Source organism: Duganella sp. GW821-FHT07F09 (assembly GCF_059418705.1).
This window is the reverse complement of the sequence record NZ_JBWKQJ010000004.1, coordinates 32,079-47,392: the sequence shown is the minus strand read 5'-3', so window position 1 is coordinate 47,392 and position 15,314 is coordinate 32,079. Positions and strand designations below refer to the sequence as shown.

Here is a 15,314-nt window from a genome sequence, read left to right as displayed (position 1 = left end):
TCCTAGTTCAGGAGTGCTTTCAACAGCGCGCGTTGCCGCCGGCGGCCAGCGCGCGCACGGCCTTGGAGATATCTGCGCCGATGCGAACGACGGCACGGCGGTGGCCCGCCACCAGCGCGTCGTTGCCTGCGCCGACTTCCTCGTTGGCGACGCTGCGGCAGGTGAGCACCTTGGCGCCGCCCACCAGCCGCACGCTCCACACGGCGTCGATCAGCGCGTACTTGCCGGGCGCCGATTCGAAGCGCTGCACATTGGTGCTGATGCGGTAGACCGGTGTACCGTCCGGCGACGGCGTGCGGAACACGTCGATGGTACCCAGCTCGCCGGAAATCGCCAGCGACAGCGCCTGGCCGATCTCCGCGGCCGGCGGCGACGCCCAGCGGTCGTACTCCAGCAGATCGATGCTGCCGGCGCCGGTCGTGACCACCATCTGGTTGCGCGCGACCTGCTGCGGCACCGTCACCGCCGGCACTTCGATATAGTAGCCGGGGACCGGGGTGTCGGCCTTCTGCGCCACGCCCATGCCGTTACTGAGACTGTAGAAATGCTCGGGCGGCGTGCTGGCGCAGCCGGCCAACGCAAGCGCGAGCGCCGCCGTCGATATCGCCAGGGCCGACCGAGTCAGACGGGTGCGTCGATTGATCATCTGCGTCATTTCTTCTCTCCCAGTTTATCCTGCTTGCTGCCTTTGCCGCGCAATAGCGATTCCGGATGGCGTTCCAGATAGTCGGACAAGGCGTTCAGCGATTGCATCGTCTGCGTCAGCTGCTGCAAGGCCTCGCGCAAATCGGACTGCACCGGCGAATCCTTCTGCAATATCTGGTCGGCGGTGGCGAAGGTCTTGCGCGCCGCGCCCAGGGTGTCCTTCATCTCCGGCACCACCTGCGCATCGAGCTGCTTGAGCAGGACATTGGCGCTCTTCAGCGTATCGCGCAGATTCACGCCGATCTCGTCGAACGGCACCTTATCCAGCTTGCGCGCGATGCTGGCGAGCTGCGTTTGCAGTTCGTCCAGGCTGTTCGGAACCGTCGGCAGCTCCACCGTTTCCTTGCTCAGGTCCAGTTTGACCGGCGCCGCGTTCGGGAAGAAGTCCAGCGCCACATACAACTGGCCGGTCAGCAGATTGCCGGTGCGCAGCTGGCCGCGCAGGCCGCGCGCCACCATCCGCTCCAGCACCTGCGAGCCGGCGCTGTTGCGCTGATCCTCGTCGACGGTCTTCTGGAAGGCGCGGCCCAGGCGGGCCGGATACATGTCCACCGTCACCGGCATGCGGAACGACTTCTTGACCGGATCGAACTCCACGCCCACCGAGCGCACCTCGCCCAGCACGATGCCGCGGAAATCGACGGTGGCGCCCTGCGACAGCCCGCGCAGCGACTGGTCGAAGTACAGCACCGTGGTGATCGGCGCGCCATCGGGTTCGCGCAGCGCGCTGGCCTGGTCGGCCGCCAGCAGGAATTCGCTGCCGGTCGGCGCGGCAGTGGCGGGCTTCTGGCCGTTCATGCTTTCGAAGGCGATGCCGCCGACCAGCAGGGCCGCCAGCGACTGCGTGTTGACCTTGAAACCGTTGGAATCGAGCCGCACGTCGACACCGCTGGCATGCCACCAGCGCGTACCCTTGCCGACGTACTGGTCGTAGGGCGACTTGACGAACACCTTCATGTTGATGCCGCGCCCCTTCGTCTCCAGGTCGTAGGCGGCCACCTGCCCGACGGGGATGCGGCGATAGAAGATCGGCGAGCCGACGTCGATCGAACCGAGGGTTTCGCCGTGCAGCGTGAAATAACTGCCCTTCTCGTCGAACGCCACTTGCGGCGCCTGCTCAAGGCCGGTGAATTCGCTCTTGGTCTCCTCCGACTTGCCGGCGTCGACGCCGATGTAGGAGCCTGACAGCAGGGTATTGAGTCCGGAGACACCGCTGGCGCCGATGCGCGGGCGCACCACCCAGTAGCGGGTATCGATGGCGGTGAAGCGCGACGCCTCCTTGCTCATGTCGATGGTGACCAGCACCTTGGTCAGATCGCGCGCCAGCGAAATCGAGCGCACCAGGCCGATGTCCACGTCCTTGAACTTGACCTTGGTCTTGCCGGGTTCCAGGCCGTCGCCGCTGCGGAAACTCACTGTCACGGTGGGACCCCGGTCGATGAAGGACTTGACCACCAGGCCGGCGCCGATCAACGCCGCCAGCAGGGGAATCAGCCACACCAGCGAGGGCAGCCAGCGGCTGGCCTTCTCCACATGTGGCTCGTGCAGGGGCGGCTGGCCGCCTTCGTTTTCAGGCATGTTGTTCTCCATTTGAATCGGTTGCATCCCATATCAGGCGCGGGTCGAACTGCATCGACGCCAGCATCGTCAGCACCACCACCGCGCAAAAAGCCAGCGCGCCGGGTCCGGCGGTGATCACCGCCAGCGTCTGGAAGCGCACCAGCGCCACCGTCAGCGTGATGACAAAAATATCGAGCATCGACCAGCGGCCGACGAACTCCACGATCCGGTACAGCACCGTGCGTTGCTGCGGGCGCCAGCGCGAGCGGGTCTGCGCGGTCAGCGCCAGCAGCGACAGCGCGGCCAGTTTCAGCACCGGCACCACGATACTGGCGACGAAAATGATGATCGCCAGCGCCTGCGAGCCGCTGTTCCAGAACAGCATGACGCCACTGATGATCGTATCGTCCTCCTTGCCGAACAGCGAATCGGTGTACATCACCGGCAGCAGCATGGCCGGGATATACAGGATGGTGGCCGCCAGCAGAAAAGCCCAGGTGCGGCCGACGCTGTCGGGGCGGCGCCGGTGCAGCGCCGCGCCGCAACGCTCGCAGCGCTGATGGCGCGCGCTACGCGGCACCGACGCCACCAGGCCGCAGCTATGGCATGCCTCGAGATGGGCGCCACCGGGCACCGCCTTGTACTGGAATTGACGTTGCGACGGTCGCGGACCGCCGGGACCCGGCAGATGCTCGCCGATATTCCACAGGTGTTTGGGATCGAAGGAGACCACGATGGCCAGCATCAGGGTCAGCGCGCCGAAGGCGAACAAGCCGGGTTGCAGCAAAACCTGCGCGAGACTGGTCATCTTGACGATGGTGATCAGGATACCGATCATCAGCACCTCGGTCATGCCCCAGCGCCGCGCCGCGCCGATGGCGCGCAGCAGATGATCGAAGCCGGGAGGACGGCGGCCGGCGCGCAGCGCCATCGTCACATAAAACAGCGCCCCCAGCTCCACCGCCGGCAGCAGCATCGTAAACAGGAACACCACCGCCGCCACCAGCTGCATCTGCTCGTGCCAAAGCACGCGGATGGCGCCCAGCAAGGTCGCGCTGGTGCTATAGCCGCCGATTTGCAGCTCGACGATGGGGAAAAACTGCGCGATCAGGAAGGTGACGATGGCGCCGAGGGTGATGGCGGCCATGCGGTTTGGGTCCGAATGGATGCCGCGATAGAGAACGGAGGCACAGCGCACGCAGCGCGCCTTTTCGCGCGGCCGCACGGGGCGGTACTGGTGCAGCACCCCGCAATCATGGCAACTGATCAACTCGTATCGAAGCACAGGCTAGCCGTATGAACAATAATTTCCATATCATACGGCAATCTTGATTGCAGCAGCCGTGCGCTACGCCACGCCCCAACTCCGGGGTCAGGTCCACCATTTCTACACGGTCCCGGCTGTAGGGAGCCTTAGCGTCCAGCTCGTGTAGAAATGGTGGACCTGACCCCGTCTTTGTCGCTCTTTATTTGATGCTGGAATTGAGTTCCTGGAAGTCGTCCGTGCGGGCCAGTATCTGCCAGGTCGCCAGCAAGGCGGCCGGCGGCGCGATCAGCTTGCGGGCGTTCAGGTCGAGCCACCCGCCGGTGCTGGTGATGCGCGCCGCGAGCTTGCCGTCCGGGCGTATCACGTCGCTGCGCAACTGCCAGCGGCTGCCGTCCGGCGCCAGTCCGGCCACGCCCAGGGTCACCGTGATCTCGTCGAGCAGCATGACCTCCTTGAAGTAGGCGATTTCGTCCTTCATCACCACCGGGCCGATTTTAAGGCGCATCAGTTCACTCATCGGAAAGCCATGCTCCGACAAGAACAGCATACGGACATCGCCCGCCTTGTCCATGAACGCCGTATTGCGCATATGGCTGTTGAAGTCCATATCGCCCCAACCCGCCATCAACTTCTTTTCAAACATGACAAATCTCCCTTATCAACCCAGGAAGTCTAACAGGGTTGCGGCGACCACCTTGGTGGCCTTGCGCAGGTCCTCGAGGTTGAGGCGTTCGTCGGCCTTCTTGGCGTTCGATTCCGGCACGGTGCGCGGGCCGGCGCCGTACAACACCGCCGGGATACCGTGCTCGCCGTACAGACGCGCGTCCGCGTACAGCGGCGTGCCCTGCGCCGGAATCAGCTCGCCGATGTAGGTCTGGGCGTTTTGCTGCAGGCTGGCGACCAGTTTTTCCGTTCCCGGCTGCTCGCGCAGCGCGTGCGACAGCAGCAGGCGCTTGATCTCCAGGCTGATGCCGGGGATGCCGCGCACGGCGTTTTCGATCATCGCGCGCACCTGCGCCTCGACCTCCGCCGGCTCCTCTTCCGGAATCATGCGGCGGTCCATCTTCAGCACCACCTTGCCCGGAACGACGTTGGTGTTGGTGCCGCCGTCGATGCGGCCCACCAGCATGGTCGGCGAGTCGATGCCGGCGACCTTGGACTTGATCTTCTTCAGCTCCGGTAGCTGGTCGTAGATGGCGTTGAGGATTTTCGTCGCCGCCTGCAGCGCGTCGTGGCCCGTTTCCGGCATCGCGCCGTGGCCCGATTTGCCGTTGACGGTGATCTCCAGTTGCAGGCAGGCGTTGTGGGCGGTGACGATGTTGTAGCTGAAGCCCGCCGCGATGACGTAATCGGGCTTGGTCAGCTTTTGCTCCAGCAGCCATCCGGGGCCGAGCAGGCCGCCGAATTCCTCGTCATAGGTGAAATGCAGTTCCAGCCCGCCCTTTAGCGGCACGCCCAGCGCTTCCAGCGCGCGGGTGGCGAAGATGTAGGTGGCGAAGTCGCACTTGGAGACGGCGGCGGCGCGCCCGTAGATAAAGCCGTTTTCCACCACGCCGCCGTAGGGAGGATAGGTCCAGTTGTCGCCCGGCGGGACCACGTCGCCGTGGGCGTTCAGCGCCACCGTCGGTCCGCCGGCCTGGTACGGACGGCGCACGATCAGGTTGGTGATCGTCTCCATGCCGTAATCGCGCACCACCTGTTGCGGCACCGCGTGCTTCTCGGCGCTCCAGCCGTAGGCCTTGACCAGATCGGCCACCATCTCCGCGTGCGGCGCGTTGTTGCCGGGCGGGGTGTCGGTTGGCACGCGCAACAACTGCTGCAAAACGCCGACCTCCTCGTCAAAGTGGTCATCGATCCATTTGGCCAGTTGTTCCTTGGTGCCGCTCATAGTCGCTTCCTTTATTTTGCGCCGGCTTCGTACCAGGCGGCGATTTGCGCCCGTTCGGCATCGGTCATTTGAGTCAGGTTCGCCAACGGCATGGCTTTGAGCTGGACCGTCTGCTTGTAGATTTTCTCGGCATTTTGATGGATTTCGGCCTCGTTCTCAAGCATTACCCCCAAAGGCGCCGCCGCGAAGCCGGGTTGCGTCGGCCGTTCGGCGTGGCAGGACGCGCAGCGATGCTCGATGATGGCCTTCACTCTGGCGAATTCCGCCGCCGGATCGGCCGCCGGCGCCACCGCCACCGGGCGAGGCGGCGCGATGGCCACTGCCACTGCCGCCAGCAACGCGACGCCGATCGCCGGATAGCGCCACTCGACGCGTCCCTTGTGGCGCAGATTGAAGAAGTGGCGAATGAAGACGCCCGCCGCCATGATAAAGGCCAGCACCAGCCACGCGTGATCGTGACGATAAGTCATCGCGTAGTGGTTACTGATCATGATAAACAGCACCGGCAACGTGAAGTAGTTATTGTGGACGCTGCGCTGCTTGGCCTTCTGTCCGTGGACGGGGTCCGGCATGCGGCCGGCCGACATGGCCTCGACCATCTTGCGCTGACCCGGGATGATCAGCATCAGCACATTGCCGACCATGATGGTGCCTATCAGCGCGCCGACGTGGATATAGGCGGCGCGCCCGCTCAGCACATGCGTGAGGCCATAGGCCGCCGCCACGATCAGCACAAACACCACGATGCCGAACCACAGGTCATGCTTGCCCAGCGGGGAGCGGCACAGCAGGTCGTAGACCGTCCAGCCGACGACCAGGGTGCCGACGCCGATGCCGATCGCCTGCAGGCTGCTGATGTCGGCCACGGATTTGTCGATCATCATCGCCTGGGCGTTGAAGTAGTAGGCGATGGTCAGCAGCGCGATACCGGACAGCCAGGTGGAATAGGCTTCCCATTTAAACCAGTGCAGCTCCTTCGGCAGCTCCGCCGGGGCGACCAGGTATTTTTGCGGGTTATAGAAGCCGCCGCCGTGCACCGCCCACAGTTCGCCGGAGACGCCCTTCTTCGCCAGCTCCGAACCTGGCGCGGGCGGGCGGATCGAGTTATCCAGCCAGACGAAGTAGAACGAGGCGCCGATCCAGGCGATGCCGGTGATGACGTGCAGCCAGCGGACGATCAGGTTCAGCCACTCAAGGCCGTACGGGATCAGATAGGCGAATAATTCCATGGATTCTTTCCGGTCAAGGATGTGGCTAATTTACAGAAGATAAACGGATTTGATACCTGCCACATGAAGATTAGAGTATATTAAACATATCCATTTCCGTATAACCCTCAATTCAAGCGCGTATTCATGGCCGCCCTGCCGCAACATCTGGACCTCCACCTGATCCGTATCCTCTACCTGCTGCTGGTGGAGAAAAACGTCTCCCGCGTCGCGCTCAAACTGAATCAACCGCAGCCCTCGATTTCCGCCTCGCTGCGCAAGCTGCGCGAGCTGACCGGCGATCCGCTGCTGGTGCGGGGCGCGCGCGGCATGGTGCCCACCCAGCACGGCGAGAGCCTGCTGATCCCGGCCAAGCGCATCCTCGACGAGACCGAAAACCTGTTCCTCAAGAAGTCCCCCTTCGTCCCGCAGGAGGAGGCGCGCACCTTCCACGTCGCCGCGCCGGACTACCTGGACAGCCAGTTCCTGCCCAACCTGGTGGCGCTGCTGCGTCGGGGTTCGCCCAACAGCCGCGTCAAGATCCACAGCCTGGGACCGGGCGTCGACTACGTGCGCCTGCTGTCCGACGGCGACATGGATCTGGTCATCGCCAACTGGGACGAGCCGCCCGAGCACCTGCACATGTCCAAACTGTTCGAGGATCCGATCATCTGCGTGATGCGCGCCGACTGCCCGTACGCGCTGCGCACCGCCAGCGACGCCATGACGCTCAGCGAGTACCTGGCCCTGCCCCACGTGGCGCCGACCCAGATCCTGCCCGGCTACCACGGCGTCATCGACGACTATCTGGAGCGCCAGGACCTGCAGCGCAACGTCGTCGTCGAATCGGCCTATTTCGGCCTGATTCCCTATATGCTGACCCAGACGGACCTGGTGCTGACCACCGGCCGCCAGTTCGTCCGCTACTACGAAAAACAAATGCCGCTGAAAACCTATACGGTGCCGGTCAAATTCCCGGCGATGCGCTTCTACCAGCTGTGGCACGAACGCGTGCACCAGGCGCCCGAGCACAAATGGCTGCGCGAGCAGGTCGCCGCCGCCGCCAAGGCGCTGATCCAGAAGTAAGCCGCGCGAGGTACGCCGTACGATATACATCTTACGGCATACCGCGTATATCGCGCGAGCGCCGACGAGGTTATGATAAGGGTTCGATACCGGATTCCACGCCATGACCACACTCTCCGATTTAAACAGCTGCGACGCCGCCACCTTCGTCGAACATCTGCGCGGCATCTACGAGCACTCCCCCTGGATACCGCAGCGGGCGGCGGCGCAACGCCCGTTCGCCAACGCCACGGCGCTCAAGCTTGCGTTACAGGACGTGGTCAGCGCCGCCACCCTGGACGAGCAACTCGGTTTGATCCGCGAACACCCGGAGCTGGCCGGCAAAGCGGCCGTCGCCGGCCAGTTGACGGCCGAATCGACCAGCGAACAGGCAAAATCCGGGCTGCACCTGTGCAGCGCCGAGGAATTCGCCACGCTGCACCGGCTCAACGCCGACTACAACGCCAAATTCGGCTTCCCGTTCATCCTGGCGGTCAAAGGCCCGGACGGACAGGGGCTGACCCGGCGCCACGTCATCGCCACCTTCACGCGTCGCTTGAAGAACCAGCGCGCCGACGAAATCGCCGAGTGCCTGCGCCAGATTAAACGCATCGCGGAGATCCGCCTGAACGACCTGCTGGGAGTGACGCTGGACTTCGGCCCTGCCATCATGCAATGGTCGGAAGTCATCGGCGCCTGGAGCGACGCGGACAACAGCGGTGACGCCGACTTCGACCTGACCTGCGCCTACATGACGCCGGCCCACCGCCGCACCGCCGCGCAACTGGCGGAGTGGATGCGCGAAGCCGGCATGGAGGCGCATATCGACAACGTCGGCAATGTCGTCGGTGTCTACCGCTCGGACGTTCCGGGCGCGAAAACGCTGATGACCGGGTCGCACTACGACACGGTGCGCAATGGCGGTAAATACGACGGACGTCTCGGCATCCTGCTGCCCATCGCCATCGTGCGCCATCTGCACCAGCGCGGCGAGAAGCTGCCGTACCACTTCGAGATCGTCGGTTTCGCCGAGGAGGAAGGTGTGCGCTTCAAGAGTACCTTCCTGGGCAGTAACGCGGTGACGGGCCGCTTCGACCTGTCGCTGCTGGACCAGACCGACGCCGATGGCATCGCCATGCGCGACGCGCTGCTGGCGGCCGGCCATGACGTGTCGCGCATTCCCGCGATCGCACGCGACCCATCGCAGTTGCTTGGTTTTGTCGAGGTGCATATCGAGCAGGGGCCGGTGCTGCTGGAGCGCGACTTGGCGCTGGGTGTGGTGACGGCCATCGCCGGCAGCTCGCGCTATCTGGTCGAGTTGACCGGCCTCGCTAGCCACGCCGGTACCACGCCGATGACGATGCGTAAGGACGCTGCCGCTGCGGCGGCGGAGATCGTGCTGCTGGTGGAGCGGCGTTGCGGACAAGGTGTGGCGTTGGTTGGAACGGTCGGGCAGTTGCAGGTGCCGGGTGGTTCGGTCAACGTGGTGCCAGGTGCGTGCAAGCTGTCGCTGGACATCCGCGCGGCCGACGATGCGGTGCGGCAGGCGGCCGTCAAGGATGTGTTGGACGGTATCGCGGAGATCTGCGCGCGGCGTCAGGTGGAATTCAGCTTGCAGCGGATAGTCGACGCTGCGGCGGCGCCGTGCGCGCAGCGATTAATGGACCAGTTGGGGGCGGCGATCGAGCGCGCTGGTTTGCCGCGTTTCGATTTGCTGTCCGGCGCCGGGCACGATGCGATGGCGATGGCGGCGATCACCGATGTGGCGATGCTGTTCACGCGCTGCGGCAATGGTGGCATCAGCCATAATCCGCTGGAAACGATGACGGCCGACGATGCCGATATCGCGGCGCAGGTGTTGTTGGACTTCTTGCGCAGCTACCGTTCCACGTAGGGCGGATTAGGCGGAACGCCGTAATCGGCCATGGTGGGGTCGTCGGCGACGCGTGCATGGCCGATTACGCGCTTCGCGCTAATCCGCCCTACGTGTTTCAGAATGGAGCGTGCGCCGTAGTTCCAATGCCACTTCGGCGATCACGGTGGCCCAGCCGCCGCCTTGCGGCTGCCGGAACAACCGCATCGACGGATACCATGGCGTGTCGCTCCGTTCCGTCAGCCAGCGCCAGTCGCAGCGATGATCCGGCAGCAGTAGCCAGCACGGCTTGCCCAGTGCTCCCGCCAGATGCGCCACCGCCGTGTCGACACTGATCACCAGATCCAGATTGGCGATGACGCCGGCCGTATCGGCAAAATCCTGGAGACGCGGCGCGATCGCTTGCAGTGTCATGCCGGCTGGCGGCGTCAATGCTTCCGCCTCGCTCTCCCCCTTTTGCAGGCTGACGAAATACAGAGTTCCGTCGTGAGGGATATCCGCCAGCGGCGATAGCGTATGCAATGAAGGCAACGATCGTTCGCCATCGTTCTCGAATTGCGGATTGCCTTTCCACGCCAGTCCAACCCGCATTCCTTTTTGAGGCAGCATGCCATCCCAGTACCGCACCAATTCAGGATCGGGATCGATATACGGCGTAGACGGAATATTGGATAGATCGGTGCCGAACAACGCCGGCAGGCGCATTGGATGCGTCCAGAAATCCCAACCGCTGCCGGGCACCGCGCCCTGCTGGACGTAGACTTCATCGACACCCTCCAGCCCCGCCATCAGGCGACGCAGCGCCGGAGGGCATGCTACCGCGACGCGCGCGGCCCCCGCATTCTTCAACCTGGCGGCATAGCGGCTGAAATGGATCATGTCCCCCTGCCCCGCCTCGGACACGATCACCACCGCCTTGCCTGACAGCGGCTCCCCCTCCCACGGCGGGCAATTGAACGGCTGCGCGAGACTGTCGAAGTGCCAGCGCGACTCCAGCAACGGCCAACCCTCGGCGAACCGGCCTTGCCGCAGCAGGATGTAGGCGAGATTGAACTGCGCCTTCGGATAGTCCTCGTCCAGCTCAAGCGCGCGCCGGTAACATGCCTCGGCCTCCTGTTCGCGCTTCACGCACGCGAGCAGCACGCCCAATTGGCTCCATGCGGAGGGCGACTCCGGCGCGATATCGAGCGCCATGCGCGACGCCACCTCCGACTCGTCGAAGCGTTTGGCCTTCTGTAGCAGTATGCCGAGATTTTGATAGAGCTGGGCGTTATCGGGCAGCAGCGCGATGGCATGCAGATAGTGGAACTCGGCCTCCAGCAAGTCCCCGCGCAGCTCCTTCAGATAACCGAGATTGGCGCGCGCGCCCGCGTGCTCCGGCTGCAGCGCTATCGCCTGCCAAAAGCACTCTTCGGCACCGAGCGCGTCGCCGACGGCCATGCGCCGGTTGCCATCGAGGTAGGCTTGCTGTGGGTCTGTGTACATCGGGGAGGAAGCCTGTGCAAAAACAAAAGCATACCATCCCCGTGTTCGCGACCGCCTAGACGATCCGGGCGCGTTCCAGCATGGCGTGCAGCAGCACGTTGCAGCCGGCTTCCAGATGCTCGGACTTGGCGTCCTCGATCTCGTTGTGGCTGATGCCGTCCTTGCACGGCACGAAGATCATGCCCGACGGCGCCAGGCGCGCCGCGTAGATCGCATCGTGGCCGGCGCCCGAGACCACGTCCATCGTCGAATATCCCAGCTTGGCGGTGGCGTTGCGCACCGCGTCCACACAGTCCGGATGGAACGGGCATGGCGGGTAGTAGGACACGCGCTCGATCGAAATCGCCAAGCCGCTTTCGGCGCGGGTCTTGTCGATAAAGGCCAGCATCTCCTCGTGCATGGTGTTGAGCAGTTCGTCGTTCACGTTGCGCAGGTCGATGCTGAATTTGACTTCGCCCGGAATCACGTTGCGGCTGTTCGGGAACACCTGCACCATGCCGACGGTGCCGCGACCGTACGGCGGATAGCGGTTGGCGATGGCCACCACTTCCTGCATGATGCGGGTCGATACCTGGAGCGCGTCCTTGCGCAACCCCATCGGCGTCGGGCCCGCGTGCGCCTCCATGCCGCTGACCACGCAGTCGTACCACGAAAGACCCATCACCGCAGGCACAACGCCGATCACCTTGTCGGCATCCTCCAGCACCGGGCCTTGTTCGATATGGGTCTCGAAGTAGGCGCCGATCGGATGCTGGCCCGGCACCTGCTCGCCCTTGTAACCGATGCGCGCCAGTTCCTCGCCCACCGTCTTGCCCTCGGTGTCCTTGGCCGCGTAGGCCGTCTCCAGGCTGAAGGCGCCGCAGAACACGCCGGAACCCATCATCACCGGGACGAAGCGCGAGCCTTCCTCGTTGGTCCAGAAGGCGACTTCGATCGGCGCCTCGGTCTTGATCTTCAAATCGTTCAGCGTGCGCACCACCTCGAGGCCGGCCAGCACGCCGTAATTGCCGTCGAACTTACCGCCGGTGGGCTGGGTATCGATATGGCTGCCGGTCATAATCGGCGGCAGCGCGTTGTTGGTGCCGTCGCGGCGCATGAAGACGTTGCCGATCTGGTCGATCGTGATCGACATGCCGGCATCCTTTGCCCAGCCGACCACCAGGTCGCGTCCCTGCTTGTCCAGGTCCGTCAACGCCAGGCGTTTGACGCCACCTTTCGGCGTGGCGCCGATCTGGGCCAGTTCCATCAGCGCCGCCCACAGACGGTCGCCATTGATGCGCATTTCACTCATAACCCTGCTCCTGTGTTGATTAACGCGCCGACGTGGCTTTGAACGCGGGACGATCGATGTGGCGGCCGGCGCCTTCCACCGCCATCAGCACGCCACGATGGAACACGACGTTACCGGCGGCCAGCGTGGTGCTGGGGATGCCGCGCACGGTACGGCCCTCGAAGACATTGAAGCCGCCCTTGGCGAACTGGGTCAGCGACGAAATCGTACGGGTGGCTTCCGGGTCCCAGACGACAATATCGGCATCGGAACCGACCGCGATCAGCCCTTTGCGCGGGTACATATTGAAAATCTGCGCGGCGTTGGTCGACGTGACCTTGACGAATTCCGATGGCGTCAGCATGCCGCTGTTAACGCCAGCGTCCCAGATCACCGACATGCGGTCCTCGACGCCACCGCAGCCGTTCGGAATCTTGGTGAAGTCGTCCTTGCCGGCAGCCTTTTGCGCGGCGCAGAAGGTGCAGTGGTCGGTCGCCGTGGTGTGCAGGTTGCCGCCTTGCAGACCATGCCACAACGCGGCCTGGTGCTGCTTGCTGCGGAACGGTGGGCTCATGACGTGGGCCGCCGCGTATTCCAGATCGTCGCTTTGATAGACGCTGTCGTCGATGATCAGATGGCCGGCCAGCGCCTCGCCATACACCCGCTGGCCGTTGGCGCGGGCGCGCGTGATGGCCTCCAGCGATTCGGAGCACGACACGTGCACGATGTAGACCGGCGTGTTGAGCACATTGGCGATGGCGATGGCGCGGTTGGCCGCTTCCGCCTCCACCGCCGGAGGGCGCGACAGCGGATGCGAACTCGGTCCGGTCAAGCCCTTCTTCAGCAAATCCTGCTGTAACTGGTAAACCAGTTCGCCGTTTTCCGCGTGCACGGTCGGAATGGCGCCGAGCTCCAGCGAGCGGCGGAAGCTCTTCACCAGCGTTTCGTCGTCGGCCATGATGGCGTTCTTGTACGCCATGAAGTGCTTGAAGCTGTTGACGCCATGGTCGCGCACCAGGATTTCCATATCGCGGTGCACGGTCTCGTCCCACCACGTGATCGCCACGTGGAAGGTATAGTCGCCGGCGGACTTCCGCGCCCACTCGCGCCACTGGTGATAGGCCTCGATCAGGTTCTGACCGGGAGCCGGAATCACGAAGTCGATGATGGTGGTGGTGCCGCCGGCCAGGCCGGCGGCCGTACCGGTATAAAAGTCATCCTGGGTGACGGTGCCCATGAAGGGCAGGTTCATATGGGTGTGCGGGTCTATCCCGCCGGGCATCACATACTGGCCGGTGGCGTCGATCACGCGCGCCGATGCCGGAGCTTCCAGATTTTCGCCTACGGCGACGATCTTGTCGCCATAGCAGAGCACATCGGCACGAAAGGCGCGGTCGGCGTTGACGACGGTACCGCCGCGGATGATAGTAGTCATTTACATCTCCTGAATCCTGTGAATCTTAGGGGTGGGCGGGCGCCCTCACCGCGGGTATCGTCTTCCCCTTCATCATAACCCCATACACGATTGCGGAGATCACGATTCCGACGAACCATGCGTAGGTATAAATCGTTTTGAAACCCTCCCCCACGTCGGGGAACGAGGCCGGGAACGCGGCGTTGAGGAAGCCGGGGATGTTCGGCGCCACGCCCACCGCGAAGGCCACCAGCGCGGCCATGTTCCAGCCGTTGCCATACGAGTAGACGCCGTCCTCCCGATACAGCTCGGCCACATGCAGTTCGGTCTTGCGCACCATGTAGTAATCGATGATCAGGATGCCGGCGATGGGGCCCAGCAGCGCCGAATAGCCGATCAACCAGGTGAAGACGTAACCCTGCGTCGATTCGAGTATTTTCCACGGCATCATGAGGATGGCGATACCGGCGGTGATGTAGCCGCCGGTCTTGTAGGAAATCTTTTTTGGCGAGAGCGCAGAGAAATCATACGCCGGCCCGACCAGATTGGCCGCCAAATTGACGGAGACGGTGTCGATCAGCAGGATCAGCAACGCCACCAGCACCGCGATGCCGGTCATGCGGCTCGCCAGATCGACCGGGTCCCAGATCGCTTTGCCATACAGGACGACGGTGGCCGAGGTCACGATCACCGCCATCGCCGCCAACAGCCCCATAGGCACCGGCAAGCCGACCGACTGGCCGATGACCTGATCGCGTTGCGATTTGGCGAAGCGGGTGAAGTCGGGGATGTTCAGCGCCAAGGTGGCCCAGAAGCCGACCATCGCCGTCAGCGAAGGCCAGAACACGGACCAGAACTGACCTTCCTTCTTGCCGCCAGCGACAAATTGCGATGGCGCCGACAGCAGGTCGCCGAAGCCGCCGGCCTTGTTGTGCACCCATGCCAGCAGCACGAAGCAGATTGCGATCTTCAGCGGCGCGGTGTAGGTCTCGAGCTTGCGGATCGCGTCCATGCCGTGCACGATGTACCAGAACTGGATGGCCCAGAAAGCCAGGAAGCAAAGCAGCTGCGCGCCATTGATGCCGAGGAAGCCGAGTTTGGCGCCGCCGATTTCGCCACCCATCATCACGCCGAGCAGCGTGTAGATCATCGAGCCGCCGAACCAGGTCTGGATGCCGTACCAGCCGCAGGCGACGATGGCACGCATCAGCGCCGGCAGACGTGCGCCGGAGGTGCCGAAGGAGGCTCGCGCCAGCACGGCGTACGGGATGCCGTACTTGGTGCCGGCGTGGCCGATCAACAGCATCGGTAGTAAAACGATGGCGTTGGCGATGAACACCGTCAGCACGGCCTGGTAACCCGACATGCCTCCTTCGATCAAACTCGCCGACAGCGTGTACGCCGGAATGCACATCACCATGCCGACCCACAGCGCCGCGAAGTGATACCAGCGCCAGGTGCGCTGCGCTTCGGTGGTCGGCGCCAGGTCTTCGTTCCAGAGTTGCGTGCTGCCAGAGAGTTCTTTGCTCACGGGGCGTTCTCCAAGGGTTGATCAAACAATCGTGCATCTTCCGTTGCA

At 63.8% G+C, this 15,314-nt stretch carries 12 protein-coding genes; 2 read left to right on the top strand and 10 right to left on the bottom strand.

Going from position 1 to position 15,314, the window contains the following annotated elements; all coding sequences use genetic code 11:
- Window positions 1-19: 19 nt before the first annotated feature.
- From AC07P1_RS11760 to AC07P1_RS11735, 6 genes are all read right to left on the bottom strand, one after another.
- Window positions 20-655, bottom strand: coding sequence for a PqiC family protein (locus AC07P1_RS11760; protein WP_494695991.1), 636 nt, complete (start codon window positions 653-655; stop codon window positions 20-22).
- Entirely contained in the window at window positions 652-2,283 is a 1,632-nt protein-coding gene (locus AC07P1_RS11755) for a PqiB family protein (RefSeq protein WP_494695990.1), read from the bottom strand. The genes AC07P1_RS11760 and AC07P1_RS11755 overlap by 4 nt, the downstream gene beginning before the upstream one ends.
- Window positions 2,276-3,550 carry a paraquat-inducible protein A gene (locus AC07P1_RS11750; RefSeq protein WP_494695989.1) on the bottom strand — a complete coding sequence of 425 codons (1,275 nt, stop codon included), beginning with the start codon at window positions 3,548-3,550 and terminating at the stop codon, window positions 2,276-2,278. The genes AC07P1_RS11755 and AC07P1_RS11750 overlap by 8 nt, the downstream gene beginning before the upstream one ends.
- Window positions 3,551-3,731: 181 nt before the next feature.
- Entirely contained in the window at window positions 3,732-4,175 is a 444-nt protein-coding gene (locus tag AC07P1_RS11745; protein WP_363501879.1) for a thioesterase family protein, read from the bottom strand.
- Between the two features lie 15 nt (window positions 4,176-4,190).
- Window positions 4,191-5,420: an ArgE/DapE family deacylase gene (locus AC07P1_RS11740; RefSeq protein ID WP_494695988.1), complete on the bottom strand. Its 1,230-nt coding sequence runs from the start codon at window positions 5,418-5,420 to the stop codon at window positions 4,191-4,193.
- An 11-nt stretch (window positions 5,421-5,431) separates the two neighbouring features.
- Entirely contained in the window at window positions 5,432-6,649 is a 1,218-nt protein-coding gene (locus AC07P1_RS11735) for a urate hydroxylase PuuD (protein WP_494695987.1), read from the bottom strand.
- Between the two features lie 126 nt (window positions 6,650-6,775).
- Between AC07P1_RS11735 and AC07P1_RS11730 the strand changes: the two genes are divergently transcribed.
- Window positions 6,776-7,714, top strand: coding sequence for a LysR substrate-binding domain-containing protein (locus AC07P1_RS11730; protein WP_494695986.1), 939 nt, complete (start codon window positions 6,776-6,778; stop codon window positions 7,712-7,714).
- A gap of 103 nt (window positions 7,715-7,817) precedes the next feature.
- Window positions 7,818-9,587 carry an allantoate amidohydrolase gene (locus tag AC07P1_RS11725; protein WP_494695985.1) on the top strand — a complete coding sequence of 590 codons (1,770 nt, stop codon included), beginning with the start codon at window positions 7,818-7,820 and terminating at the stop codon, window positions 9,585-9,587.
- Between the two features lie 78 nt (window positions 9,588-9,665).
- Here AC07P1_RS11725 and AC07P1_RS11720 read toward each other — a convergent pair whose 3' ends face one another.
- From AC07P1_RS11720 to AC07P1_RS11705, 4 genes are read right to left on the bottom strand one after another with little or no spacing between them, the layout of a single operon-like run.
- A complete protein-coding gene (locus AC07P1_RS11720; RefSeq protein ID WP_494695984.1) occupies window positions 9,666-11,051 on the bottom strand; it encodes a tetratricopeptide repeat protein in 1,386 nt (461 codons plus the stop codon).
- 55 nt (window positions 11,052-11,106) lie between these two features.
- Window positions 11,107-12,342, bottom strand: coding sequence for a Zn-dependent hydrolase (locus tag AC07P1_RS11715; protein WP_494695983.1), 1,236 nt, complete (start codon window positions 12,340-12,342; stop codon window positions 11,107-11,109).
- A 19-nt stretch (window positions 12,343-12,361) separates the two neighbouring features.
- A complete protein-coding gene (hydA, locus tag AC07P1_RS11710) occupies window positions 12,362-13,756 on the bottom strand; it encodes a dihydropyrimidinase (RefSeq protein WP_494695982.1) in 1,395 nt (464 codons plus the stop codon).
- Between the two features lie 25 nt (window positions 13,757-13,781).
- Entirely contained in the window at window positions 13,782-15,266 is a 1,485-nt protein-coding gene (locus AC07P1_RS11705; protein WP_494695981.1) for an NCS1 family nucleobase:cation symporter-1, read from the bottom strand.
- Window positions 15,267-15,314: the final 48 nt, after the last annotated feature.

Coding starts and splice junctions, on each gene's coding strand:
- AC07P1_RS11755 (WP_494695990.1), bottom strand. CDS start 2,283: ATGCCTGAAAACGAAGGCGGCCAGCCGCCCCTGCACGAGCCACATGTG.
- AC07P1_RS11730 (WP_494695986.1), top strand. CDS start 6,776: ATGGCCGCCCTGCCGCAACATCTGGACCTCCACCTGATCCGTATCCTC.
- AC07P1_RS11715 (WP_494695983.1), bottom strand. CDS start 12,342: ATGAGTGAAATGCGCATCAATGGCGACCGTCTGTGGGCGGCGCTGATG.
- AC07P1_RS11760 (WP_494695991.1), bottom strand. CDS start 655: ATGACGCAGATGATCAATCGACGCACCCGTCTGACTCGGTCGGCCCTG.
- AC07P1_RS11745 (WP_363501879.1), bottom strand. CDS start 4,175: ATGTTTGAAAAGAAGTTGATGGCGGGTTGGGGCGATATGGACTTCAAC.
- AC07P1_RS11720 (WP_494695984.1), bottom strand. CDS start 11,051: ATGTACACAGACCCACAGCAAGCCTACCTCGATGGCAACCGGCGCATG.
- AC07P1_RS11735 (WP_494695987.1), bottom strand. CDS start 6,649: ATGGAATTATTCGCCTATCTGATCCCGTACGGCCTTGAGTGGCTGAAC.
- hydA (WP_494695982.1), bottom strand. CDS start 13,756: ATGACTACTATCATCCGCGGCGGTACCGTCGTCAACGCCGACCGCGCC.
- AC07P1_RS11725 (WP_494695985.1), top strand. CDS start 7,818: ATGACCACACTCTCCGATTTAAACAGCTGCGACGCCGCCACCTTCGTC.
- AC07P1_RS11740 (WP_494695988.1), bottom strand. CDS start 5,420: ATGAGCGGCACCAAGGAACAACTGGCCAAATGGATCGATGACCACTTT.